At 64.0% G+C, this 22784-nt stretch carries 22 protein-coding genes; 10 read left to right on the top strand and 12 right to left on the bottom strand.

The window, feature by feature from the left end:
- The first annotated feature begins 159 nt into the window (after positions 1 to 159).
- Positions 160 to 903, top strand: coding sequence for a phosphoglyceromutase (locus tag PGC08_RS16475; protein WP_271708908.1), 744 nt, complete (start codon positions 160 to 162; stop codon positions 901 to 903).
- Positions 904 to 918: 15 nt separating this feature from the next.
- Here PGC08_RS16475 and PGC08_RS16470 read toward each other — a convergent pair whose 3' ends face one another.
- Positions 919 to 1851, bottom strand: a complete 933-nt coding sequence (locus tag PGC08_RS16470; RefSeq protein ID WP_101556498.1) for a LysR family transcriptional regulator — start codon at positions 1849 to 1851, stop codon at positions 919 to 921.
- Between the two features lie 71 nt (positions 1852 to 1922).
- Between PGC08_RS16470 and PGC08_RS16465 the strand changes: the two genes are divergently transcribed.
- Positions 1923 to 2873: an EamA family transporter gene (locus PGC08_RS16465; RefSeq protein WP_009883644.1), complete on the top strand. Its 951-nt coding sequence runs from the start codon at positions 1923 to 1925 to the stop codon at positions 2871 to 2873.
- 70 nt (positions 2874 to 2943) lie between these two features.
- Here the strand turns inward: PGC08_RS16465 and phoU are convergent, their stop codons facing one another.
- The gene (phoU, locus tag PGC08_RS16460) at positions 2944 to 3606 is read right to left on the bottom strand and encodes a phosphate signaling complex protein PhoU (protein WP_009883643.1); all 663 of its coding nucleotides are present in this window, start codon (positions 3604 to 3606) and stop codon (positions 2944 to 2946) included.
- A gap of 216 nt (positions 3607 to 3822) precedes the next feature.
- Here phoU and PGC08_RS16455 point away from each other — a divergent pair, with 216 nt between their 5' ends.
- Both PGC08_RS16455 and PGC08_RS16450 read left to right on the top strand, forming a co-directional pair.
- Positions 3823 to 5205, top strand: a complete 1383-nt coding sequence (locus tag PGC08_RS16455; protein ID WP_236850509.1) for a sensor histidine kinase — start codon at positions 3823 to 3825, stop codon at positions 5203 to 5205.
- Positions 5202 to 5885, top strand: a complete 684-nt coding sequence (locus PGC08_RS16450) for a response regulator transcription factor (protein WP_009883641.1) — start codon at positions 5202 to 5204, stop codon at positions 5883 to 5885. The genes PGC08_RS16455 and PGC08_RS16450 overlap by 4 nt, the downstream gene beginning before the upstream one ends.
- 88 nt (positions 5886 to 5973) lie before the next feature.
- On the opposite strand, the gene PGC08_RS16445 is transcribed toward PGC08_RS16450, so the two are convergent.
- Positions 5974 to 6558, bottom strand: a complete 585-nt coding sequence (locus PGC08_RS16445) for a hypothetical protein (RefSeq protein WP_069600878.1) — start codon at positions 6556 to 6558, stop codon at positions 5974 to 5976.
- 329 nt (positions 6559 to 6887) lie between these two features.
- On the opposite strand from PGC08_RS16445, the gene PGC08_RS16440 reads away from it, so the two are divergent.
- From PGC08_RS16440 to PGC08_RS16425, 4 genes are read left to right on the top strand one after another with little or no spacing between them, the layout of a single operon-like run.
- Positions 6888 to 7370 carry a CarD family transcriptional regulator gene (locus PGC08_RS16440; protein ID WP_009883639.1) on the top strand — a complete coding sequence of 161 codons (483 nt, stop codon included), beginning with the start codon at positions 6888 to 6890 and terminating at the stop codon, positions 7368 to 7370.
- 41 nt (positions 7371 to 7411) lie between these two features.
- A complete protein-coding gene (locus tag PGC08_RS16435) occupies positions 7412 to 8344 on the top strand; it encodes a 2-C-methyl-D-erythritol 4-phosphate cytidylyltransferase (protein ID WP_236850508.1) in 933 nt (310 codons plus the stop codon).
- Positions 8341 to 8895 (top strand): 2-C-methyl-D-erythritol 2,4-cyclodiphosphate synthase, encoded by a 555-nt coding sequence (gene ispF / locus PGC08_RS16430; protein WP_271708907.1) that lies wholly within the window; start codon positions 8341 to 8343, stop codon positions 8893 to 8895. The genes PGC08_RS16435 and ispF overlap by 4 nt, the downstream gene beginning before the upstream one ends.
- 7 nt (positions 8896 to 8902) lie before the next feature.
- On the top strand, positions 8903 to 9907 hold the full coding sequence (locus PGC08_RS16425) for a hypothetical protein (protein ID WP_271708906.1): 1005 nt from the start codon (positions 8903 to 8905) through the stop codon (positions 9905 to 9907).
- Here PGC08_RS16425 and PGC08_RS16420 read toward each other — a convergent pair.
- From PGC08_RS16420 to PGC08_RS16400, 5 genes are all read right to left on the bottom strand, one after another.
- Positions 9877 to 11187, bottom strand: coding sequence for an amino acid permease (locus PGC08_RS16420; RefSeq protein ID WP_096157555.1), 1311 nt, complete (start codon positions 11185 to 11187; stop codon positions 9877 to 9879). The two genes, PGC08_RS16425 and PGC08_RS16420, sit on opposite strands and share 31 nt — an antisense overlap.
- Before the next feature lie 237 nt (positions 11188 to 11424).
- Entirely contained in the window at positions 11425 to 12096 is a 672-nt protein-coding gene (locus tag PGC08_RS16415; protein WP_069600874.1) for an MBL fold metallo-hydrolase, read from the bottom strand.
- Positions 12096 to 13187, bottom strand: a complete 1092-nt coding sequence (locus PGC08_RS16410) for an S-(hydroxymethyl)mycothiol dehydrogenase (protein ID WP_096168188.1) — start codon at positions 13185 to 13187, stop codon at positions 12096 to 12098. The genes PGC08_RS16415 and PGC08_RS16410 overlap by 1 nt, the downstream gene beginning before the upstream one ends.
- A gap of 245 nt (positions 13188 to 13432) precedes the next feature.
- Entirely contained in the window at positions 13433 to 13537 is a 105-nt protein-coding gene (locus PGC08_RS16405) for a methionine/alanine import family NSS transporter small subunit (protein WP_009884457.1), read from the bottom strand.
- Entirely contained in the window at positions 13537 to 15105 is a 1569-nt protein-coding gene (locus tag PGC08_RS16400; RefSeq protein WP_271708905.1) for a sodium-dependent transporter, read from the bottom strand. Before PGC08_RS16400 ends, PGC08_RS16405 begins: the two co-directional genes overlap by 1 nt.
- A gap of 294 nt (positions 15106 to 15399) precedes the next feature.
- Between PGC08_RS16400 and cysS the strand changes: the two genes are divergently transcribed.
- Both cysS and rlmB read left to right on the top strand, forming a co-directional pair.
- Positions 15400 to 16851 carry a cysteine--tRNA ligase gene (gene cysS / locus PGC08_RS16395; RefSeq protein ID WP_271708904.1) on the top strand — a complete coding sequence of 484 codons (1452 nt, stop codon included), beginning with the start codon at positions 15400 to 15402 and terminating at the stop codon, positions 16849 to 16851.
- A 78-nt stretch (positions 16852 to 16929) separates the two neighbouring features.
- Positions 16930 to 17865: a 23S rRNA (guanosine(2251)-2'-O)-methyltransferase RlmB gene (gene rlmB, locus PGC08_RS16390; RefSeq protein ID WP_271708903.1), complete on the top strand. Its 936-nt coding sequence runs from the start codon at positions 16930 to 16932 to the stop codon at positions 17863 to 17865.
- A 99-nt stretch (positions 17866 to 17964) separates the two neighbouring features.
- Here the strand turns inward: rlmB and PGC08_RS16385 are convergent, their stop codons facing one another.
- The 4 genes from PGC08_RS16385 to PGC08_RS16370 all read right to left on the bottom strand — a co-directional run bounded on the left by PGC08_RS16385 (position 17965) and on the right by PGC08_RS16370 (position 22645).
- The gene (locus PGC08_RS16385; RefSeq protein ID WP_271708902.1) at positions 17965 to 19458 is read right to left on the bottom strand and encodes an amino acid permease; all 1494 of its coding nucleotides are present in this window, start codon (positions 19456 to 19458) and stop codon (positions 17965 to 17967) included.
- Between the two features lie 78 nt (positions 19459 to 19536).
- Positions 19537 to 20430, bottom strand: coding sequence for an SDR family NAD(P)-dependent oxidoreductase (locus PGC08_RS16380; RefSeq protein WP_271708901.1), 894 nt, complete (start codon positions 20428 to 20430; stop codon positions 19537 to 19539).
- 172 nt (positions 20431 to 20602) lie between these two features.
- Positions 20603 to 21871, bottom strand: a complete 1269-nt coding sequence (locus tag PGC08_RS16375; RefSeq protein WP_096159734.1) for a DUF4032 domain-containing protein — start codon at positions 21869 to 21871, stop codon at positions 20603 to 20605.
- 3 nt (positions 21872 to 21874) lie between these two features.
- Entirely contained in the window at positions 21875 to 22645 is a 771-nt protein-coding gene (locus PGC08_RS16370; RefSeq protein WP_271708900.1) for an ABC transporter ATP-binding protein, read from the bottom strand.
- Between the last annotated feature and the right edge of the window lie 139 nt (positions 22646 to 22784).

The raw sequence follows: 22784 nt of genomic DNA, 5'->3' as shown, positions 1-22784 counted from the left end.
TTTCGGGATGCAAGACGGTGTGCCGAATAGTGAGAAGCGTCTCGAGGGCTCATGCGGGCCTACCCAGGACTCACCCGCAGGCTCACCCAAGGACCCGTCCGCAGGCTCATTCCGTGGGCGCGTCTGTGCTCGCGTGTGCGGTCGTGCAAAAATGGTGCCATGACGCATAACCTCATCCTGCTGCGCCACGGCGAGAGCGAATGGAACCAGAAGAATCTGTTCACCGGTTGGGTCGATGTGACCCTGACCGACAAGGGCCGCGCAGAGGGCCAGCGCGCCGGAGAGCTCCTGCGCGAGGCCGAGCTCATCCCTGACGTCGTGTACACCTCCCGTCTCAAGCGGGCCATCCTCACCTCGAACCTGGCGCTCGAGGCCGCCGACCTGTCCTGGCTCGACGTCCATCGCAGCTGGCGGCTGAACGAACGCCACTATGGTGCGCTGCAGGGCAAGAACAAGAAGGAGATTCGCGAGGAGTTCGGCGAGGAGCAGTTCATGACCTGGCGCCGCTCCTTCGACACCCCGCCGCCAGCTCTCGGCGATGCCTCCGAATTCTCACAGGCCGGAGATCCCCGCTACGCCAACCTCGGCGATTCCCTGCCTCGTACGGAGTGCCTGGCCGATGTCATCGATCGGCTCCTGCCCTACTGGTACGACCGGCTCGTCCCCGAACTCACCGTCGGACGCACCGTGCTCGTCGTCGCCCACGGCAATTCGCTGCGTGCCCTCGTCAAGCACCTCGACGGGATCTCCGATGCCGATATCACCGGCCTCAACATTCCCACCGGAATCCCGCTGCACTACGAGCTGACTGAGGACTTCACCCCGGTCAAGCCCGGCGGCACCTACCTCGATTCCGCTGCCGCCGAGGCCGCGATCGGTCAGGTCGCCAACCAGGGCCGCTGAGGCTCAGGCCCTCACTTACGCGACTTCGCCGGCCGCAACCTCGCCGGCCGCCACCTCGGCGACCGCCCTCATCTGCTCAAGGAGGAGGGCGATCGCCGGGGAGGCGCTCATCGAGGCCCGCCAGACGAGGTAGATCCAACGGGCGATGCTCGGATCATCGAGCTCGACGACGGTGACGTCGTCGGGCAGATGCGGTCGACCCAGCCGCGGCACCAGCGCAAGCGCCCCGACGGCCCGGACGAACTCGATCTGGGTGTCGTACTCCATCGCCCAGTACTCGATCCGCGGTTCGGTGTTGAGCGGGTCGAAGAGTGCGGTGAGCCAGCGGTGGCACACGCCGTTGCGCGGTGCCGAGACGAATACCTCGCCGAGGAGGTCCTGGCGACTCACCCGATCACGTGAGGCCAGATGGTGGTCACGGTGCATGACGATGTCGGCCCGGTCGACCGTGATGAGCTCGGATTTGAGCGTCGAAGGCAGCTGGGGAGGCGCCTCCCGCCAGTCGAAGATGAGTGAGGCGTCGATCCGACCGGCCGTGACCATGTCGATGAGCTCATCGGGCTCTTCCTCGATGTTGGTGATCGTCAGCTCCGGCGCGGTGTCCTTGAGCAGCGGCAGGGACGGCACCAGCACCCCGCGGATGCCGGTCGAGAATCCGCCCACCGTGATTCGACCCCGAGGTTCGCCCGACCGTGCCCTGGCGTCGGTCTCGAGGCTTTCGAGATCCTGGAGCAGCTCGGCACCGCGACGGCTGAGCTCACGACCCATCGGGGTCAGTGCGATCCCACGTCCGGTGCGCTCGGTCACCGGTGCCCCGAGGTAGCGCGAGAGCTTCTGCAGCTGATGGCTGATGGCCGCCGAGGTGTAGCCGAGCGCGTCGGCAGTCGCCGTGACGGATCCGGCCGAGTCGAGAGCAACGAGCGTGCGCAGAGCGAGAGTGTCGATCATCAAATTATTTTAACGAAACCGCGCATTTATATTCAATGGAAATTTGATGCAGTGGCTGGGATCCTTGAAGCATGCGTCCCGTCCACTACATGCTCGCCCTGCTCGTCGTCGTCCTCTGGGGCGTCAACTTCATCTTCATCGACTTCGGGCTGCGGGACTGGCCGCCGCTGCTCCTCGTCGCCGCTCGCTTCACCCTCGTGGTGTTCCCGGCGATCTTCTTCGTGAAGTTCCCACGCGGGGACTTCCGCCGCATCCTGCTCATCGGGGTGTTCATGTCCGCGGGCCAGTTCGGTCTGCTCTACACATCGATGTTCCTCGGTCTCCCGGCCGGTCTGACCTCGATCGTCATCCAGATCCAGGCGGCATTCACCGTCCTCGTCGCCGCGCTCGCACTGCGCGAGTTCCCGAATCGGCGTCAGATCATCGGCATCCTCATCGGCCTCTCAGGGCTGGGCGTCATCGGGCTGAGCCTGCAGGCCTCGGTCCCGATCGCAGCCTTCCTCGTCGCCCTCGGCGCCTCCCTGTCGTGGGCGATCGGCAATGTCATCGCCCGCGGTGTGAAGGAAGGGACCAACGGCGTGCAGATGACCGTGTGGTCGGCACTTGTCGTGCCGGTTCCGCTGTTCGTGCTCTCGCTTCTCGTCGATGGCCCCGCCGAGGTGGCCCATGCCCTCGCGCACCCGACCTGGGGTGTCGTGGCCTCGATCGTCTACACCGCCGGGTGCGCATCTCTCATCGGCTATGTCATCTGGAATTCGTTGCTCGCCCGCTTCCCGGCATCGCAGGTCGCACCGTTCTCGCTGCTCGTCCCGCTGGTCGGTGTGCTCTCTGCCTGGCTCGTCCTCGGCGACCGTCCCACAGTGCCCGAGCTCATCGGGGGTGTGCTCCTGCTCCTCGGCGTCGCGGTCACAACCGGAGTGCTCAAGACGATTGCGCGCAGCATCACGGGATCGAAGCAGCGATCACGGAAGGTCATCGCGAGCGAAAAGCCCGAGGCCGAACATTCGTCGGCCTCGGGCTGATTCGAGGTCTCACACCTGATGCAGAGTCTCACATCAGGTTCAGATGTCTCACACCTGTTTCAGGCGTATGTCACTTCTTCGACAGGTACGGTTCCCAGTTGCCGGTGAGCAGGTATTCGACCTTCTGGGACACGGACACCGCGTGGTCACCGAAGCGCTCGTAGTAGCGCGAGAGCAGGGTCACGTCGGCGATGTGACGAGGCGCCAGCGAACCGGCAGGTGCCTCGGCGAGCTTGGCGAAGATGCTCAGGTGCAGTTCGTCGAGCTCTTCGTCGATCGCGTTGATCGTGGGCACGGCTGTCAGGCCGGGGTTCGACAGCAGGTTCTCGGTCGCCTCGGCGATCTTCTCTCCTGATTCGCCCATCCGGGTGAACGTGTCGGAGAAGTGATCGGGGATCGCGGACTCGGGGTAGCGGATGCGCACCTGCTGGGCGATGTGGCGAGCCAGGTCGCCCATGCGCTCGAGGGAGGCGGACATCCGCAGGGAGCCGATGACCGCGCGCAGGTCAGCGGCGACGGGTGCCTGCAGGGCCAGCATCTCAGCGGCCTGCTGGTCGAGGGCGTACTGCATGTGGTCGATGACGGCGTCGGCTTCGATGACCTTTTCGGCCAGCTCCAGGTCGTTGCTGCGCAGGGCCTGGTTCGCCAGGCGCATCGCCTCGTGTACCTTGATGGACATGTCGACCAGCTGCGTGGCCAGGTCGTCCAGCTCATTTCTGAAGACTTCGCGCATTGACAACGGTTCCTTAATCTCGTGGATCTCTGGTGAGGCTGACGTGCCTCATGGTGTCCCGGGGCGGACAGCTGTCCGGTCAGGACAGGCACACTGTGCCAGCTTGACACGATTGGGTGAACGTTGTCTGGCGTGTAGGTGAATTCCTCGGCAAAAGCGGCGCTCTGGGGCCGATTCGGTGCACCCGTGAAGCAGACTGCGCATAAGCTTGATGACGTGGACCTCTTGATCGTAGCGGTCCTGACCGGCATCGTCGGTCTGGGACTTGGCATAGCGGGAATTCTGGCGTTTCGTTTCAGCGAACGCTCCCGTGATGCTGCCGATCTGCATTCAGAGGATGACCTGCCGGAGGGCATCGCCGAGGTTCTGGCCGTGCTTCCCTCGGCCGCGATCGTCCTCGACGCCGGAGACGACGTCGTCAAAGCCTCCCCGGCCGCCTATACTTTCGGTCTGGTCAGAGGGCATTCCCTCGCCTCCCCTGAGATGCTGCGGATGGTTGAACGTGTGCGCTCCCGTGGCCTCATCGAAGAGATCGAACTCGAACAGAAACGTGAGCAGACGGACTCGGTCCTGCGCTTCCTCCACGCTCGAGTGGCCCCCTTGGGCACGAACTTCGTACTCGTCCTCTGCGACGACCAGACCGAGTCCAAGCGCGTCGATGCCGTTCGCCGTGACTTCGTCGCCAACGTCTCCCACGAGCTCAAGACCCCCATCGGTGCTATGGCGCTCCTGGCCGAGGCGGTCACCGACTTCTCCGATGACCCGCAGGCTGTCGAACGCTTCGGCGGACGCATGCAGCGCGAGTCGAAGCGCCTGACCCAGCTGGTGCAGGAGATCATCGACCTCTCCCGGGTGCAGGACCACACGGCCCCGTCTGCGACGGAGAAGATCTCCGCCGCCGAGGTGGTCGATGATGCCGCTGACCGTGCCCGCACGCGCGCCGAAGGCAAGAACATCCACATCGAGGTCTCGCCTCCTGGCCGGATGCTCATCGAAGGCAACTACGAACTTCTCGTCAATGCGGTGCGCAACCTCATCGACAATGCCATCAACTACTCACCCGACGGGACCCGCATCGGAGTCGGGGTCGAACTCGTCGACGAACGCGTTGAGATCTCCGTGACCGACCAGGGCATCGGGCTCTCCACCCAGGACACGGAGCGAGTCTTCGAACGGTTCTACCGCGTCGATCCGGCACGTTCGCGCATCACCGGCGGCACCGGTTTGGGGCTGAGCATCGTCAAGCACATCATCGCCACTCACGGCGGCGAGGTGAAGGTCTGGAGCCGACTCGGCAAGGGCTCGACGTTTACGATCGTGCTGCCGCTGGCAGGGACGGTCACCGACGACGAAGCATCCTCCTCGGCGCCGGATGGGGTCCTCCTCGAACACTCGGCACAGGCGGAAGCCGGAGCTGGCAGCGCTGCTGGAGCCGATGACGTCACCGAACACGACGCTCACGGCAACAGAGACGTTGACGAAGACGCTGAAAAAGACGGTGACAATGACGTTGACGGTGACAAGGGTGTCAGCACAGTGGAGAATGAGACAACCCAGGTTCTGAAAACCGGAAGCGAACAAAGGAAGCTCAAGACGTGACTCGAATTCTGCTTGTCGAGGACGAAGATTCGTTCTCGGACCCACTCTCGTACCTGCTCGGTAAAGAAGGTTATGAGGTGACTGTTGCCGATGACGGTTTGAAGGCTCTTGCAGAGTTCGACCGCAACGGTGCCGACCTCGTCCTGCTCGACCTCATGCTGCCGGGAGTCTCCGGCACCGAGGTGTGCCGAGAACTGCGCGTGAAGTCCAGTGTGCCGATCATCATGCTCACCGCCAAAGACTCGGAGATCGACAAGGTGGTGGGACTCGAGCTCGGCGCCGACGACTACGTGACCAAGCCGTACTCCTCACGTGAACTGCTGGCCAGGGTCCGTGCGGTGCTGCGACGCAATGTCGAGTCGGAGGGCTTCGACGACGAGTCGGTGCTCGAGGCCGGGGGAGTCCGCATCGACGTCGAACGCCACGTCGTGAGCGTTCGCGGCGAAGAGCTCTCGATGCCGCTCAAGGAGTTCGAACTCCTCGAGATCCTCATCCGCAACTCGGGTCGAGTGATGACGCGTGGTCAGCTCATCGATCGGATCTGGGGAGAGGACTACGTGGGGGACACGAAGACCCTCGATGTTCACGTCAAGCGCCTGCGCGCCAAGGTCGAGCAGAACCCTTCGGAACCGCGCCTGCTCACCACGGTGCGTGGGCTCGGCTACAAGTTCGAAGCCTGATCACCCGCAGACTCCACCCGACAGACAAGAAAGGAGCCGCCCACATGGGCGGCTCCTTTTCTTGTACTCAGCTCTCGTGCGGCTGTGCTCAGCCGTTGACTCCAACTGCAGACTCGCCCTGTTCACCGGACTGAGATGCATCGCCACTGGGCTGGGACGCATCCTCGCTGGGTGATTCCGAGGGCTTTTCGCTGGGAACGTACTCTTCGTACTGCGGCAAGGAGTTCGACAGGACCTGGGTCCGGATCGTCTTCTCATCGTCGCCGACCTTGACGGTGACATCGGCCAGATCGCCGGGCTTGGCCTTGAGGCCGTCCACAATGACCGGCTTCGTTGACGTCGCCGCCGAGCTCTCTGGGTCCTGAACGTAGGTCTCGCCGGCCTTGACCGACTCCTTCTGCGTCTTCTCGCCGACTTCCAGGGACACCGAAGCAGTCGAATCGCCCTTGTTGATGAGCGTGTAGAACAGCTGGGCCGGGCCCTCGCCGGACTCGTCCATGATGAGCATCATTCCGCGCACCTCGACGTCTCCGACCGAACCCCACGCACCGTCACCGGCGTTGTAGTGATACTCGGCAGTCTGGTGAGGTGACAGCATGCTTGCACATCCGCTGACGGGAATGATGAGAGCGAGTGCGGCAACTGCGAGTGCCGCGCGGTTGTGCCGTTTCATTTTGCTCCTTGAAGTGGCAATACAAGATCAATCTGTATACTACCCGGTTTTTGACCGGCCGTAGAACCCGGAATGCCTCCGAGCGAGATCGAGCGGGAGACAACGGAGATCGAGCGGGTGAGATCGAGTGGGGGAGTGCGGACCTGGAGGATGACAGTGCCCAGCCCAGGTGAAATAGTTTCAGCCCTGAGTTCTCAGCATTGCCCGTGATGAGGTGCTGGACGTGACGACGCGCAGCGGAGCCTAGCATGAAGATTCCCTACCCTGAACGATTTCTGTGGCGCGCCTCATGGTAAACTGGAGGTCCGCGAAAGGGGTTTGAAGAGAATATGAGTTTCGAGGTCGGCGACACAGTTGTCTATCCACATCACGGTGCAGCGACAATCCAAGATATCAAAAAACGAACCATCAAAGGTGAGGAGAAACTGTACCTCAAGCTCCAGGTCGCCCATGGTGATCTAGTCATCGAGGTTCCCGCGGAAAACTGCGATCTCGTCGGCGTGCGAGATGTCGTCGGTGAAGAAGGTGTCGAGAAGGTCTTCAACGTCCTCCGCGCCGAATTCGTTGAGGAGCCCACCAACTGGTCTCGTCGCTACAAGGCGAATCTTGAGAAGCTGCAGTCCGGTGACGTGATCAAGGTTGCCGAAGTCGTTCGTGACCTGTGGCGTCGCGAGCAGGACCGCGGCCTGTCGACTGGTGAGAAGCGCATGTTGTCCAAGGCTCGGCAGATCCTCGTTTCCGAACTCGCATTGGCCGAGAAGAAAGAGGAATCCGAGGCCGAGGCCATTCTGGACGAAGTGCTCGCGTCCTGAGTACCTGCGTCATCGTTCCGGCCGCAGGGTCGGGATCGCGCTTGGGCAGTGCAGACCCGAAGGCCCTCGTTCGGCTGAACGGGAAGAGCCTTCTGGCTCGCAGTCTTGAGACGATCATCTCCTCGGGAGTTGCTTCCACAATTGTGGTCGCTGCTCCCGAGGAGTTTTTAATGCGTGCTCGCAGTGAAATCGATTCAATTGCAGAATCGACGCTGACGGATTCCGGAACTGATCATTCCGACATTTCAATCACAGTTGTAGCAGGTGGAAATGATCGAATCGAATCTGTGCAATTAGCCTTGAAATCCGCTGGTGCCGCAGACGTCGTTCTCGTCCACGATGCAGCCCGCGCGTTGACCCCGCCTGAGGTCTTCCGACGCGTGGTCGCAGCAGTCCGTGCCGGCGCCGAGGCGGTCGTCCCGGTCCTGCCGATGACCGACACCGTTCGCCGCGCCGAGACTCGACCCGCGGTGAAGTCGGATCGCGGTACCGCCGTGAACGACGGACCCTCGGCGCCTGAACCGCGGCCAGAGGCAAACGGTCGGCAACTTGTGGTCGAATCCAGTGCCGAGAGCGACCAGGAGTTACCGACTGTTGAGGTCCTCCACGGCGATCTTGATCGTTCGCGCTTGCGCCGGGTCCAAACGCCGCAGGGTTTCACTGCAAGCACCCTGCGCCGTGCACATGACAAATACGAAGAGGATCTCGCCTCCTCGGGGCCCGGGGCTGTCGCCGCGACCGATGATGCGGGACTCGTCGAGCGCCTCGGCGTCGATGTCGTTGCTGTTGACGGAGACGAAGAGGCCTTGAAGATCACGTATCCGCTCGATCTTGTACTTGGTGAGCACATCGCGACGATGCGAGACGCTGAGGAAACCAAGCGGAGTGCCGAGGTGGCAGGTCGAGACGACACGATGAGCGCGGCGAGCGAGGCATCGGACAAGGCAGAGAGCGAACAAGGAGAGCGACGATGACAGTGGTGATTCCGCGTACCGGTATCGGTGTGGACGTGCACGCCTACTCCGAGGATCCCGCGCGTGAACTCTGGGTCGCGGGGCTGCATTGGCCCGGAGAACGCGGGCTCGAGGGGCACTCCGATTCCGATGTCGCCGCTCATGCGTGCTGTGATGCTCTGTTCTCCGCTGCGGGGATCGGTGATCTGGGACTGCATTTCGGTGTCGATCGACCCGAATTCGCCGGCGCTTCCGGGGCCACCCTCCTCGCCGAGGCTGCACGCCAGGTCCGCGCGGCGGGCTTCGAGATCGGCAATATCTCAGTCCAAGTCATCGGCAACCGCCCGAAGATCGGCACCAGGCGCGACGACGCTCAACGAGCACTATCTGCGGCAGCCGGCGCCGAGGTGTCAGTGTCAGGAACAACGACCGATGCGCTCGGACTGACCGGCAGGGGCGAAGGAGTCGCGGCGATCGCGAACGCTCTCGTCTACCCAGCTGCAAGCGGCGAGGCTGCGACATCCGAGCCGGCACCGACCGCGACACCAGCACCGGCACCGACTCAGCGGTGAGCACGGCATGAAGGTCGTGTTCCAGGGTGCCGGGGCGATCGGCGCCGCAGCCGCAGCACTGTTCGGCAGACGCCACGAGACGGTTGTGGTCTCACGTTCGGCGAACCCGGGTTCTGAGGCTCTGAACTCGCCAGACACTGTGCGCCTGCAAGACACTGTGCGCCCGCAAAGTTCCGCACCAACGCGAGACACTGTCCGCTTGCGAGAGGCCGCATACCCACGACGAGTGGGCTCCAATGGGCGAGAGACCGTGCGCCGGGTCTCCGTGGTCGATTGGGCCACGGTGAGTTCAAGTTCGTGGGATCTTGTCGTACTGACCACACGGCCAGGGGACCTCGACGAGCCGGTTGCAGCCTCTATTTCCGGGATTCGGCCGAGCATCATTGCGATCACCAGCCAGGTCGACGGGGACCGAGATATCGCAGTGTCGATGTTCCCGGATTCCGAGATCCTCGTCTTCTCGCCAGCACTCCTGTCGGAGAGGACAACTGGCCGCAACGTCCGCTACTGGCAGCCGCCCGCGATGCCCGTGTTCATGGCCAGCGGCTGTCGGGACGCCGTGCGGCGCCTACGGCGTGAACTCGGTGGAGGCCTCATCGTGGCTGTTCCGGCCGCTCTGCTCTCCGCTCCACCGGCAGTATTCATTCCCTACGTCGCGGAACTGAGTGTGCGCGAGGGCAGTTGGACTGCGCTGAGAACGCACCTGCGGAGGCCCACTCAGGCATCCGCCGAGGCCGTACATGCCGTCACCGGTGTGCGGATACCGATGTCGGCACGAGGAGCCGGGCTCGTCCTCGACGCACTGGAGCTGTTCGTACCCATCGACGTCGGCGAGTATGCGGGCCGACATTTCGCCCGCCATGAGGGGCAGACCCTCGACATGCTCAACGGGTGGGCCGGTCAGATGGCCCGACGTGCAGCACGACGAGACTCGCAGCGAAACCCCAACCGGGACGCAGCTCCCGCTCTGGGCGAACTGGCTCAGGCCCTGCGCTTGCGCGTGACCAGGTAGCCGATGCCGTAGAGCGCTGCGGTGAAGACCAGGGTGCCGATGATCTGGATGCGCACGGACTCCACGGTCAGACCGAGGATGATGATCACGGCGATGCCTGCCAACGTCGCATAGGACAGCCAGGGGAAGAACCACATCTTCAACGGCAGCTCCTTGCCTGCGGCCTCGGCACGGCGGCGGATGATGATCTGGGAGACCAGGGTCGCGACCCAGGTGACGATGAGCGTGGACCCCACGATGTTGAGCAGCACCCCGAGGACCTCGGCGGCCCAGAAGTAGTTCAATCCCACTGCCACGAACCCGAACGCCGAGGTGGCCAGCACCGCAACCATCGGAACGCCGCGTTTGGTCGTGCGGCTCAGACCTGCCGGCAGCATCTTCCGCTCGGACATGGAGAAGGCCATTCTGGAGGCGCCGTAGATATTCGCGTTCATCGACGACAGCAACGCGATGACGATGACCGCTGCCAGGAGGGAAGCGAAGAAGGGAAGCCCCGCGGTATCGAGGACGGCGACGAACGGCGACTCACTCAGCCGCTCGTCCTTCCAGTCGAGGACCAAGACGATGATCGCTACGGAACCGATGTAGAGGAACAGGATGCGCCACACGATGGTCTTGATCGCCTGAGTCACGCTGCGGCGCGGGTTCGCGGTTTCGGCCGCGGCGACTGCCACGATCTCGATGCCGCCGAAGGCGAAGGCCACGACGAGGAGCCCGGCCGCGACTCCTGGGAGACCCATGGGCATGAAGCCGTCGGAGAAGACCGCTGTCGGTGGTTCTGCCGGAGTCCAGCCGAAGAGGTACGCGGCCCCGAGGACGAGGAACAGTGCGACGAAGGCGACCTTGATGAGGGAGAACCAGAACTCGAACTCCCCGAAGCTGCCCGAGGTGGTGAGGTTGATCGCGGTGAAGATGACCATGATGGCCAGTGCGATGACCCATTGCGGAATCGACGGCACATAGCTGGCCGCAATCTGGGCTGCGGCCGTGGCCTCGGCTGCGACGACGAGGCAGAGTTGGACCCACCACAGTGCGCCGACGGCGAATGCGGCGGCAGGGCCCATGGCACGGCCCGCGTAGTGGGAGAAGGCTCCCGGATTCGGATCAGCGGCCACCAGCTCGCCGAGGGCGCGCATGACGAAGATGACGATGAGTCCGGCGACCACATAGGAGATGAGGACGGCTGGTCCTGCGGCCTGGACGCCGGCACCGGAGCCGACGAAGAGGCCAGCTCCGATCGCTGATCCGAGGCTCATCATGACAAGGTGGCGCGGCTTCATTCCGACTTTGAGGCCGGCTCCGCCTCCCGCAACATCAGGCGTCGGTGCAGCTGATGATGCATCTGCGGGTTCGGGCGGCAGCGGTGATTGAGATTCAGGCACCAGATGATTCTAACCTCCGACCCCAAACGAAGAGATGCCGTGGTCGCAGATCTGCGACCACGGCATCTTCAACCGGGAAACTCAGGCGCCACCTCGGCGAGTCAGAGGTTTCCGACTCTCACTGGTGTGCGGCTCTCACTCTCCGCGTTTGATCCAATCGTCCAACGACGGCGCTTCGGCGCCGATCGAGGTCGGCTCACCATGTCCGGTGAGGACGATGGTGGCGTCGGGGAGCTTGAACAGGACGTCCCTGATCGAGGCGATGATCGTGTCGAAGCTCGAATGGGAACGTCCGGTGGCTCCCGGACCGCCGTTGAACAGTGTGTCCCCGGAGAAGAGGACAGGCCCGACGGCACTGCCGGCACCGGCCGAGGCTGGGATCGGCAGTCCTGTTTCGATGAAGAAGCAGGTCGAACCGGGGGAGTGGCCCGGCGTGTGCAGTGCCTTGATCCTGACCCCGGCGACGTGCCAGGTGTCGCCGTCGGAGATCTCCGCATCGGGCCGGTAGCCCTCGTAGGTCATGTCCCAGAGGATATGGTCCTCGGGATTGAGGTGGACGGGCGGGTTGCCCACGCGATGTGCGAAGTCGCGCACGACTCCCACATGGTCGTCGTGACCGTGGGTCAGCAGGATCGCTTTGACCTCACGCGCCCCGACCTTCTCCGCGATGGCATTGACGTCATGCGCGGGGTCGATGACGATGACTTCGGAGTCGTCGCCGATGATCCAGACGTTGTTGTCGACATCCCAGGTTCCGCCGTCGAGCGAGAACGTTCCGGATGTGACCAGATGCTCGATTGCCGTCATCAGAGTTCCACCACCGATCGCAGTACCTTGCCTTGGCTCATCTTCTCGAAGGCCTCCTCCACGTCGCCGAGTCCGATGCGCTCGGACACGAACTTCTCCAAGGGCACACGGCCCTGCTGATAGAGGTCGACGAGCATCGGGAAGTCCCGCTCCGGCAGGCAGTCACCGTACCAGGAGGACTTCAGGCGTCCGCCTCGGCCGAAGACGTCGAGCAGCGGCACGCTGAGCTCCATCTCCGGAGTCGGCACGCCCACGAGCACCACGGTGCCCGCGAGATCGCGACCGTAGAAGGCCTGACGCCAGGTTTCGGGACGACCGACGGCGTCGATGGCGACATCGACGCCGAAGCCGCCGGTGAGTTCCTGGATCGCCTGAACGACCTCGTCCTCGCTCTTGCCGCGGGTGTTGACCGTGTGCGTGGCACCGAGATCCTTGGCCCACTCGAGCTTCGTGTCATCGAGGTCGAGGGCGATGATCGTGCCGGCACCGGCCAGCGCGGAACCGGCGATGGCTGAGCAGCCAACGCCGCCGCAGCCGATGACGGCCACGGACTTGCCGCGGGTGACCTCTCCCGTGTTGATGGCGGCACCGATTCCGGCCATGACGCCGCAGCCCAGCAGACCCACGACAGCGGGGTCGGCTTCGGGGACCTTCGTGCACTGTCCGGCCGCGACCAGGGTCTTCTCTGCGAAGGAGCCGATGCCCAGAGCGGCTTCGAGCTCGGTGCCGTCGGGCAGCGTCATCTTCTGGGAGGCATTGTGTGTGTCGAAGCAGTACCAGGGTTCCCCGCGCTTGCAGGCCCGGCACTCGCCGCAGATCGCACGCCAGTTGAGGATGACGAAGTCGCCCACCTCGACGTCGGTGACGCCTTCACCGATCTCTGAGACCGTGCCGGCTGATTCGTGGCCGAGCAGGAACGGGTAGTCGTCGCTGATTCCGCCCTCGCGATAGTGGAAGTCCGTGTGGCAGACGCCGCACGACTTCACATCGACGATGACCTCGCCTGGACCCGGATCGGGGATGACGATGTCGGTGAGTTCGACCGGCGCCCCCTTGCTGCGGGAGATGACACCTTTGACAGTCTGTGGCATTGCGTCTCCTAGTGCTCTGGGCGGTGTGCTCAATGCGTTGTCAACGGCTGAGTTCGCCCGACGATGAGTTCGTACAGCCCCCACCCTAACCAGGCATGGCGCTCACGACCAATGTGCTCACCGAATGAGAATTCAGGTCAGCAGGCAGGCAGAGCAAAGGAGGCGGCTCGACTCCTTTCACCAGGTGTCGAACCGCCTCCGAGCTATCGGATCGTCAGTGTGAGATCACTGCCTTTCGGCGGTGCTCACTCCTCGTCCGGGTGTTTGCGCAAGTGCATGATCGCGGCGATGAGGCCGCCCCACACGGTGACCATGGCGATGACCATCATGACGATTGCTGAGGTGCCCATCAGTTTTCTCCTCCGTGAGTGATGTTTCTGCGATTCTCTTCGGCCACGGAATCAGCGACGGCTTCTTCGGCGGCATCGAGTGTCTTCTGGGGCCATTTGATCAGGGTCAGGATGATCGAGGCGATGATCAGCAGTCCGATCATGCCCCAACCGAAGGTGCCTGTGAGAACGGCTGGATACTCTTCATAGCCCTCGGTCGAGTAGGTGATGATCTGCGTGATGAGCATGTAGATGAGCACGATGGTCGTGAGACCGCCGAGGATGATCATCCAGAACCAGCCCACCTTGAAGCTCGAGATCGCGTTGAGGTGATCCCGCAGCACAGGCAGCCTGCGGGCGATCCAGCCGATGGAGATGAGCGCGACGACGGCACCGCCGACGATGCCGATGTTGTTGGCCCAGGCATCGATCGTGTCGAGGACGTAGAGGCCGGTGACGGTGGGCATGAGCAGGATAGAGATGACCGCCATGATTCCACCGACGAGCCAGGTCGACGCCTTGTCGCCGAGGCCGAACTTCTCTCGCACTGCCTGGATCGGGACCTGCACGATCGAGATGATCGACGTCAGACCCGCGAACACGAGGCAGGCGAAGAAGGCGAAGCCGAACAGTGCACCTCCGGGCATCTCCGAGATCAGTGTCGGGAACGCCATGAACGCGAGTCCGATGCCGCTGTCGGCGACCTCGGAGACCTGCGTGCCCTGGGCTGCGGCCATGAAGCCGAGTGCAGCGAAGACGCCGATTCCGGCGAGGATCTCGAACGCGGAGTTCGAGAAGCCGACGACGAGGCCGGCGCCGGTCAGGTTCGTCTTGCGCTTCAGGTAGGAGGCGTAGGTGATCATGATGCCGAAGGCGATCGACAGGGAGAAGAAGATCTGCCCGTAGGCCGCGATCCATACTGCCGGATCTGTCAGCGCCGCGAAGTCCGGGGTGAACAGGGCGTTGATGCCGTCGAAGGCACCCGGCAGGAACAGTGCCCGCACGACGAGCGCGAGGAACAGGACGACCAGCAGCGGGATGAAGATCTTCGAGAACCGCGCGATGCCGTTCTGCACACCCGCCAGGAGGATTCCCAGCGTGGCGATCCACACGAGGATGATCGGGATCAGGATGCCGGGGACGAACTCGAACGAGATGCCCGGGTCGGCCGCATGGAGGAACGTCTCGGTGAAGAACCCGGTTGCGTCATCGCCCCACGCCTGATTGAGCGAGAAGAACATATAGCAGCCGGCCCAGCCGATGATCGCTGCATAGTAGATGCCGATGAAGAAGGCCACACCGGTCTGGAACCAGCCGATGGGCTCGGCGACCTTCGACGCCATCCGGAATGCCAGGGGCGCGGAGCCGCGGGATCGGTGGCCCATTGCGTAGTCGAAGAACAGCAGCGGAATGCCGGCTGTCAGCAGTGCGACGAGGTAGGGGATGATGAAGGCGCCGCCGCCGTTGTCGTATGTGATGTAGGGGAAGCGCCAGATGTTTCCGAGGCCGACTGCCGAGCCGATGGCTGCGAAGATGAACGCGCCGCGGGTGGCGAAGACCTCCCTCTGGGGTGCTTTGGTGGAAGACATGATGTCCTTTCTGTCCAACCGCATTGTTGTGAGGCTGATGCCGATGGGGCAGTCTGCTGTGACCGTGCCGTCGGCAAGCTAGCGTACCGCTTCTGAGAGTTCGCCTCGTGGTGGATCTGGAGCGGTTTCGTTGACCGTCCACCAGCATAATGGGAAGGACCTGTGAAACGTGCCGCAAGTCACGTGAGCTGAGTAACAGTCGCGTATCAAATGTTGGACACCTCATAGTCGTCCTTACACCCTGATGTTCGCACAGGCGGCAACACACCGCCCGTCCCCGGTAGACTTGGGTGCGTGACTATCGCTCTGTATAACTTCGCCAGCCGCACGACCGAAGACCTACGCCCCGTCAATGCCGGGCACGTGGGTATTTACCTCTGTGGTGCCACGGTGCAGGGCGAACCCCACATCGGTCATCTGCGCTCCGCCTCGGTCTTCGACGTGCTGCGGCGCTGGCTGATGTATCGCGGCTACAGCGTCACGCTCGTCCGCAATGTCACGGACATCGACGACAAGATCCTGTCGAAGTCCGCCGAGGAGGGTCGACCCTGGTTCGCCCACGCCTTCAAATATGAGCGGGCCTTCACTCAGGCCTATGACGCGCTCGACATTCTGCCGCCCAGCTACGAACCCCGCGCCACCGGGCACATCACCGAGATGATCGAACTCATTGATCGACTCATTACAGCGGGGTATGCCTACGAGGCTCTGGACAGCAGCGGCGACGTGTACTTCGCGGCCGCCTCGTGGGCCGACTACGGCGAGCTGACCAATCAGCGGCTCGACGACATGGAGCCCGCGAACGATGCGGACATGCGGGGCAAGAAGGATGCCAGGGACTTCGCGCTGTGGAAGGCGCACAAGCCCGGTGAACCGGACACCGCCTCGTGGCCGGCTCCCTGGGGTCGCGGCCGACCGGGCTGGCACATCGAGTGCTCGGCCATGTCGACGAAATACCTCGGCGAGAATTTCGACATCCACGGCGGCGGACTGGATCTGCGCTTCCCTCATCACGAGAACGAGCTGGCCCAGTCGCGTGCGGTCGGCGACCGGTTCGCCAACATCTGGATGCATTCGGGGCTGCTCAACGTCGGCGGAGACAAGATGTCGAAGTCGCTGGGCAACTCGGTCTTCGCCTCCGAGCTCTTCGACCGCTACAGCCCGCTGGCCGTGCGCTATTTCCTCACCGGTGCCAGCTACCGGTCAGTCCTCGGTTACTCGGCTGAAGCGATTGATCGGCAGACCGCATCCCTCGACCGCCTGGCGAACTTCCTGCAGCGTGCCCGGCAGACTCTCGGCGAGGATGCTCCCGCACTTCCCGAAGTCAGCGACGGCTACAGCACTCGCGGCGTCGACGTGCCCGCGGAGTTCGCAGCGGCGCTCGACGACGACCTCGGCGTGCCCCGTGCGCTGTCCGTGGTCTTCGCGACGGTCACCGAGGGTGCGAAGCTCCTCGACTCCGGTCAGGATCGGAGCCAGCTCACGCAGATCGTCGCCGAGGTGGAGCTCATGCTCGATATCCTGGGAGTCAATCCCAGCGCCGAGGCATGGGCTAAGTCAGGAACGAATGCGACGGTGGAAACGGCGCTGGATTCCCTCGTCGATGCGCTCGCCTCACAGAGGGCTGCGGCGAAGGCGGAGAAGGACTTCGCCACCGCCGATGCGATCCGGGACAGTCTGGCATCTGCCGGAATCGTCATCGAGGACACGGCCGACGGCTACCGCTACCACGTCAAAGACAGCTGACCCACCGCACTTCGCTCAGAAAATCTCTCCCGGTGACGGACTCCGGTTCGCCACCACCTACGACTCTTAAGGAATCACATGGCTTCCAACCCACGCTCCGGCGGCTCGAAGAAGGGCCCGACCAAGGGCTCCGGCGGCAAGAACAAGCGCAGCCTGCAGGGCCGCGGCCCCACGCCCAAGGCCGAGGACCGCGTCTATCACAAGGCGCACAAGACGGCAGCGGCCAAGAAGGCCTCCAGCGCCAACCAGGCCAGGCGCCGCAAGAAGGAGAACGGTCCGAACATGGTCGCCGGGCGCAACTCGGTGCTCGAGGCTCTGCGCGAGGACGTTCCGGCAACCGCGATGTACGTCGCCGGTCGCATCGACTCCGATGACCGTGTCCGTGAGGCCATCACCCTGGCCACCAAGCGCGGCATCTCGATGCTCGAGGCGAGCAAGCCCGACCTCGACCGGCTCACCGATGACGCGATCCACCAGGGCATCGCCCTACAGATCCCGCCGTATGACTACGCCGAGCCCCGTGACCTGCTCGAGGTCGCAGCCGACCGGGCCGAGGCTCCGCTGCTCGTTGCCCTCGACGGCATCACGGACCCGAGGAACCTCGGCGCCATCGTGCGCTCGGCGGCTGCCTTCGGCGGGCACGGGGTCATCATCCCCGAACGTCGTGCCGCTTCGATGACCGCCGCCGCGTGGAAGACCTCCGCCGGTGCGGCCGCCCGCATCAAGGTCGCCCACGTCGTCAACCTGGCGCGCGCCATCGACGAGCTCAAGAAACAGAACGTCTTCGTCGTCGGACTCGACATGGACGGTGAGGTCGAGCTGCCGGAGCTGACCTTCAGCCGCGACCCGCTGTGCATCGTCGTCGGCTCCGAGGGCAAGGGCATCTCGCGTCTCATCGCCGACAAGTGCGACCAGATCGTCTCGATCCCGATCGCTGCGACCACGGAGTCCCTCAACGCGGGAATCGCTGCGGCCGTCTCCCTCTACGAAGTCGCCCGCACCCGCCGCGGCTGACAGCGACCAGCCCGAACTGAACCTCCCCGACGTCACTAAAAGTGCCCGGCGCCGGGGAGGTTTTGTGACATCGGGAGGTTGAGCGAACCGTATCGCGGCTCAGGCGTCCATGCTCGCGCGGTAGTCGCTGTCGCTGAGGGCGCCGACGCGGGAGTGGCGGCGGCTGTAGGTGAGGTAGACAACGAACCCGACGACCATCCACAGGCCGAAGACGATCCAGGTGGTTCCGCCGAGGTTGACCATGAGGAACGCACACGCCAGCGAGCCGAGGATCGGAATGACCGGGCCGAAGGGCACCTTGAATGAGCGCGGCAGGTCCGGACGCTTCACACGCAGGTAGATGACGGCGATGTTGACGAGGCAGAAGGCGAAGAGCGTGCCGATGCTCGTGGCATTCGCCAGCTCGCCAAGCGGAATCAGCGCCGCAGTGATCGCCACCAGGACACCGGTGACGAGCGTGCCCACCAGGGGAGTGCCGGTCCGCGGGGAGACGATGCCGAAGACACGCGGGACCATACCGTCGCGGGACATGGTGAGCAGGATCCGTGACTGTCCGTAGAGGACGGTGATGACGACCGAGAGGATCGCGAGGACTGCGGAGGCCGCGAAGATGAAGACCGCAAGGTTGGACTGCGTGAGCTCGTGGACGATCTGGACCAGGGGAGCCTTCGCGGTCTCGAACCACTGCCACTGCCGTGCACCGATCGCAGCCACGGCGACGAGCACGTACATGGTGGTGACGATGACCATCGAGAGGATGATCGCCCGCGGCAGGTCCCGTTTCGGGTTCTTCGCCTCTTCACCGGCGGTCGAGGCCGCGTCGAAGCCGATGTAGGAGAAGAACACACTCGATGCTGCGGCGGTGACCCCGGCAGCTCCCATGGGCAGCAACGGTTCGAAGTTGCCGGCCTTGAACGCGGTGAACGCGACGATGGCGAAGAAGACGAGGATGCCGAGCTTGACGAACACGATGATCGTGTTGACGATGCCGGACTCCTTGGCCCCGCGCATGAGCAGGACCGTGGCGAGGAGGACGACGATGAGAGCCGAGAGGTTGATGACTCCGCCGGGACTCTCGGCGATGCCGGGACCGGCCGACAATGACGCGGGCAGCTCCAGGCCGAAGATCCGCAGCGTCTCATTGACGTAGTCGGCGGCACCGACGGCCACAGCCGCCACAGAAACCGCATACTCGAGGACCAGGCACCACCCGCAGACCCAGGCCACACCCTCGCCGAGGGTCGCATAGGAATACGAATAGCTCGACCCCGATACAGGAACCATGCCCGCCATCTCCGCATAGCTGACTGCGGAGAGCAGGGCCGTGATTCCGGCCAGGATGAAGGCCAACCAGACGGCGGGGCCGGCGATCGGCACAGCCTCGCCGAGGATGACGAGGATGCCCGTGCCCAAGGTGGCACCGACGCTGATCATCGTCAGCTGGAAGACGCCGAAGGTTCTACGCAGACCACCCGTGGACGCATCCTGGGTGTCCTCGATCATGCTGGTGATCGACTTGCGACGCACCAGCTGATTGCTCAGCCGAGTTCGTTCGGTCGCTGTAGGGGAGGGCACGTTGTCTCGAGCGGTCATGCGAATATTCTTGCACGAGCAGTCACGACCGTCGCACGCGACTGCGTACGACCGCCGCGACTGCGTACGACCGGAGACTTACAGCCGCGGGGAGAAGCGACCGTCCTGAGCCATCCAGCCGCCGTCGACGAGCTGCGAATGTCCCGTGACGTAGGTCGAGGCGTCGGAAGCGAGGAAGAGCACCGGCCCGGCGATCTCGTGCAGCTGGCCCCACCGGCCCAGAGCTGTCTTCTCCGCGTAGGCGTTCCACCATTCCTCATCGGCCTTGATCTGCTGAGTCAGGGGAGTGTCGAAGGGCCCTGGCAGGATCGCGTTGACGCGCACACCCTTGGGGCCCAGCTCGCTGGCCAACGTCTTCGTCAGCTGCACGACCCCGGCCTTGGCTGCGGCGTAGAGACCCTGGCCTGGTTCGATCGCCAGCGCACGGAACGAGGAATAGGTGACGATGGAGCCGCGTCCGCGCTCGGCCATCTCGGCACCGAACCCGCGCATGAGACGGTAGGTGCCCTTGAGATTGATGTCGATGACCCGGTCGAACTCCTCATCGGTCGTCGACAGCAGTCGTTTGCGCACGTTCGCGCCCGGGGTGATGACGAGGACCTGCGCTTCCGGGTGAGCTGCGACGAGGGCGTTGACCGACTCGGTGTCGGTGATGTCCACGCGGGCGGCTTCGGCTCCCGGCGAGGCGGCGACGCTGTGCCCGCCCTTGCCTGTGCTGCCCGCATCTCCCTGGCGTTGGCTGATGATGCGCACTGTCTCCTCGGCGCCGTCGAGGTTGAGGTCGGCGACGACGACATGAGCACCGGCATCGGCGAGTCCGATCGCACTCGCCTGACCCAGTCCGGATCCGGCACCGACGACGACGGCGGTGCGGCCGCTGAGGTCGAAGAGCGCGGGAATCGAGGGGTTGTTCTCATTATTCGGCATGGAGTTCTGCTTCGCCGGTGCTGAAACTTGTGGGACTTGCGACATCGGAGGTCCTTCCGGGGTTCTGATCGTGTGGACGGCCACGATGGTGGTCATCGTGGACGGCGATCCTGGTGATCTCAAAGATATGCCCGCCGAGGCGGCTGCCGGGTCCACGTTCCACGTAATGGAATCCCGACCAAGGCCCGCTACGCCCGTATCCCGGCCAGCCGGAGGCTCAGAACTTCTGGCTGTCGACGTAGAGCGCTTCGTCGGGGAGGTTGGAGAGGTAGTCGACGATGAAGTAGGCGATCGCCTCCATCGTCGGGATGTCGCGTTGCCTGGCCCGGGACATCACACGCCGGTGTTCGACGAACTCGTAGAAGATCTGTCCCGGTTCTAACTTGTGCGTGAGGTTCTCCGGGATGGCGGCGATGAGGGGTTTGTAGACCTCGTTGAGCCAATGTCGGGCGGCCTCTTCCTCGCCGAGTTCGACGGGCAGTTCTCCCGAGCCATGGGCTCCGCCGGTGAAGCCGGGGGCGCTGCGATGGGAGTCGAGGTCGTTGAGCATGGTCCGCGCCTGGTTCTCGTTGGCGCCGATGCCGGTCAGGCGCAGGAGCCTGCGCGAGTGGTGGTTGGGTTCGACGACCTTCGGCTCGACCAGCAGGCTGACGCCGTCGAGGTCGGTGGTCACGGTGAGCTCACCCAGGTCGAAGCCCAGGTCGTTGAGGCGGCGGATGCGTTCGTCGATGCGCCAGCGTTCGTTGACGGAGAACTCCTCGACCCGGGTCAGCTCGGCCCACAGCCCGTTGTAGGCCTCGAGCAGGCGCTCCCCGGCGGCCAGGGGGTCGACCTCGGGATCGATGAGGCCCGCGGCCTGCAGGTCGAGGAAGTCACCGGCGATGTTCGTCTTTGCGATCCGCAGATCCATCTGCCGCTGACCGTCGGAGAGCTGATCGTGGAGCTCACCGGTCTCCGCATCGACGACGTAGGCGGCATAGGCATCGGCATCGCGCCGGAACAGGGTGTTCGACAGCGACACATCGCCCCAATAGAAGCCCACGAGGTGGAGTCGGGCGAGGAGGACGGCCAGGGCATCGACGAGGCGCCCGGTCGTGTCCTCGGCCAGGGACCGCGAGAACAGGGCGCGGTAGGGCAGTGAGAAGTCCAGATAGGCCGTCAGCAGCGCTCCGGGCAGCTCCTTCGCCGAGGTGGTGCTGCGGTTGGTCACATAGGCGCGCGGTTCGACCGTGGGCACGGCCAGATTCCCGAGCACGCCGAGGATGTCGAATTCGCGCAGCGCCCGACGGTCGTCGGTCTCCTTGATCGCGAGGACCTCCTCGCCGATTTCGACGAAGCGCACGACGTGGCGGGAGATTCCACGGGGCAGCCCGCCGAGGAAGTCATGGGGCCAGTCACCGAGCGGAAGATGCCAGGGCAGCTGTGCTATCGCATCATGATCGGCACTGTGGACCGCATGGATCTGCGGTGCTGTGGTCTCGGGCACCGATCAGGAGTCCACGTCCGCGATCGAGGCGACGAGCGCCTCGGCGACTTCAGGTTTCTCCACCCCGATCAGACGCCCATGGTCGAGGAAGGCGATGCGGTCGCCGAGGACCTTTGCGTCCTCGAGATTCGCTGTGGCATAGAGGGTGGTCAGCCCGAACTCCTGCTGCAGGTCCTTGACCAGGCGCAGGGTGTCGGCCTGGTGCTCGGGGACGAGGTTGACGACCGGTTCGTCCATGATGAGGACCTTGGGCTGACGGACCACGGCCCGGGCCAGGGCGATCGTCTGGCGCTGCAGGGCGGAGAGGTCGCCGGGCACATCGTCGAGGATGTCACGCAGCCCGATCTTCGAGGTCACGGACTCCACACGGTCCCGGATCTCCTCGGCGGGGAGACCATCGACGCGGAGGGCGAATCCGAGGTTGTCGCGCACGCTCATGTGCGGGTAGAGGGCGTAGCTCTCAAGAGCGAGGGTGACGTCGCGATCGTTGACCGCAGCATGGGTGACATCGTTTCCGTCAATGAGGATCGTGCCCGTCTTGGGGGCTTCGAGGCCGTGGAGCATGCGCAGGATGGTTGACTTGCCGGACCCGGACGGTCCGTAGAGGACGAGGAACTCTCCGTCGTCGATGAAGAGGTTGAAGGGGTGAACCGAAGGGGACACCGTGTTCTCGTAGGCGTGACTGAGGCCATTCAACGACACTGTTGACATGTTTCCTCCTAAAAGATTCGTGAGCAGCTGGTCGTCGGTGACCTGGCGGGGATGCTCAGTCATCCTCATCCTAAGCCGTCGACTGCGCCCGGTGACAGTCAATTCGACAATGCGTAGAGTGATTCTCAGCACTGTGCCAGCGCGCGGGCGCACACCTGGGCGAAAGCTGGGTGAGAAACCGCGGATCTCACGATTGCTCAAC

The organism is Brevibacterium sp. BDJS002, from assembly GCF_028201555.1.
GTDB lineage: Bacteria > Actinomycetota > Actinomycetes > Actinomycetales > Brevibacteriaceae > Brevibacterium > Brevibacterium aurantiacum.
This window is presented reverse-complemented; position numbering and strand designations above follow the sequence as displayed.

Excerpts from the sequence above, each read along its gene's own strand:
- PGC08_RS16475 (WP_271708908.1), top strand. The coding sequence starts at position 160 with ATGACGCATAACCTCATCCTGCTGCGCCACGGCGAGAGCGAATGGAAC.
- PGC08_RS16470 (WP_101556498.1), bottom strand. The coding sequence starts at position 1,851 with ATGATCGACACTCTCGCTCTGCGCACGCTCGTTGCTCTCGACTCGGCC.
- PGC08_RS16465 (WP_009883644.1), top strand. The coding sequence starts at position 1,923 with ATGCGTCCCGTCCACTACATGCTCGCCCTGCTCGTCGTCGTCCTCTGG.
- phoU (WP_009883643.1), bottom strand. The coding sequence starts at position 3,606 with ATGCGCGAAGTCTTCAGAAATGAGCTGGACGACCTGGCCACGCAGCTG.
- PGC08_RS16445 (WP_069600878.1), bottom strand. The coding sequence starts at position 6,558 with ATGAAACGGCACAACCGCGCGGCACTCGCAGTTGCCGCACTCGCTCTC.
- PGC08_RS16440 (WP_009883639.1), top strand. The coding sequence starts at position 6,888 with ATGAGTTTCGAGGTCGGCGACACAGTTGTCTATCCACATCACGGTGCA.
- ispF (WP_271708907.1), top strand. The coding sequence starts at position 8,341 with ATGACAGTGGTGATTCCGCGTACCGGTATCGGTGTGGACGTGCACGCC.
- PGC08_RS16425 (WP_271708906.1), top strand. The coding sequence starts at position 8,903 with ATGAAGGTCGTGTTCCAGGGTGCCGGGGCGATCGGCGCCGCAGCCGCA.
- PGC08_RS16420 (WP_096157555.1), bottom strand. The coding sequence starts at position 11,187 with ATGAAGCCGCGCCACCTTGTCATGATGAGCCTCGGATCAGCGATCGGA.
- PGC08_RS16415 (WP_069600874.1), bottom strand. The coding sequence starts at position 12,096 with ATGACGGCAATCGAGCATCTGGTCACATCCGGAACGTTCTCGCTCGAC.
- PGC08_RS16410 (WP_096168188.1), bottom strand. The coding sequence starts at position 13,187 with ATGCCACAGACTGTCAAAGGTGTCATCTCCCGCAGCAAGGGGGCGCCG.
- PGC08_RS16405 (WP_009884457.1), bottom strand. The coding sequence starts at position 13,537 with ATGGGCACCTCAGCAATCGTCATGATGGTCATCGCCATGGTCACCGTG.
- PGC08_RS16400 (WP_271708905.1), bottom strand. The coding sequence starts at position 15,105 with ATGTCTTCCACCAAAGCACCCCAGAGGGAGGTCTTCGCCACCCGCGGC.
- rlmB (WP_271708903.1), top strand. The coding sequence starts at position 16,930 with ATGGCTTCCAACCCACGCTCCGGCGGCTCGAAGAAGGGCCCGACCAAG.
- PGC08_RS16385 (WP_271708902.1), bottom strand. The coding sequence starts at position 19,458 with ATGACCGCTCGAGACAACGTGCCCTCCCCTACAGCGACCGAACGAACT.
- PGC08_RS16380 (WP_271708901.1), bottom strand. The coding sequence starts at position 20,430 with ATGTCGCAAGTCCCACAAGTTTCAGCACCGGCGAAGCAGAACTCCATG.
- PGC08_RS16370 (WP_271708900.1), bottom strand. The coding sequence starts at position 22,645 with ATGACTGAGCATCCCCGCCAGGTCACCGACGACCAGCTGCTCACGAAT.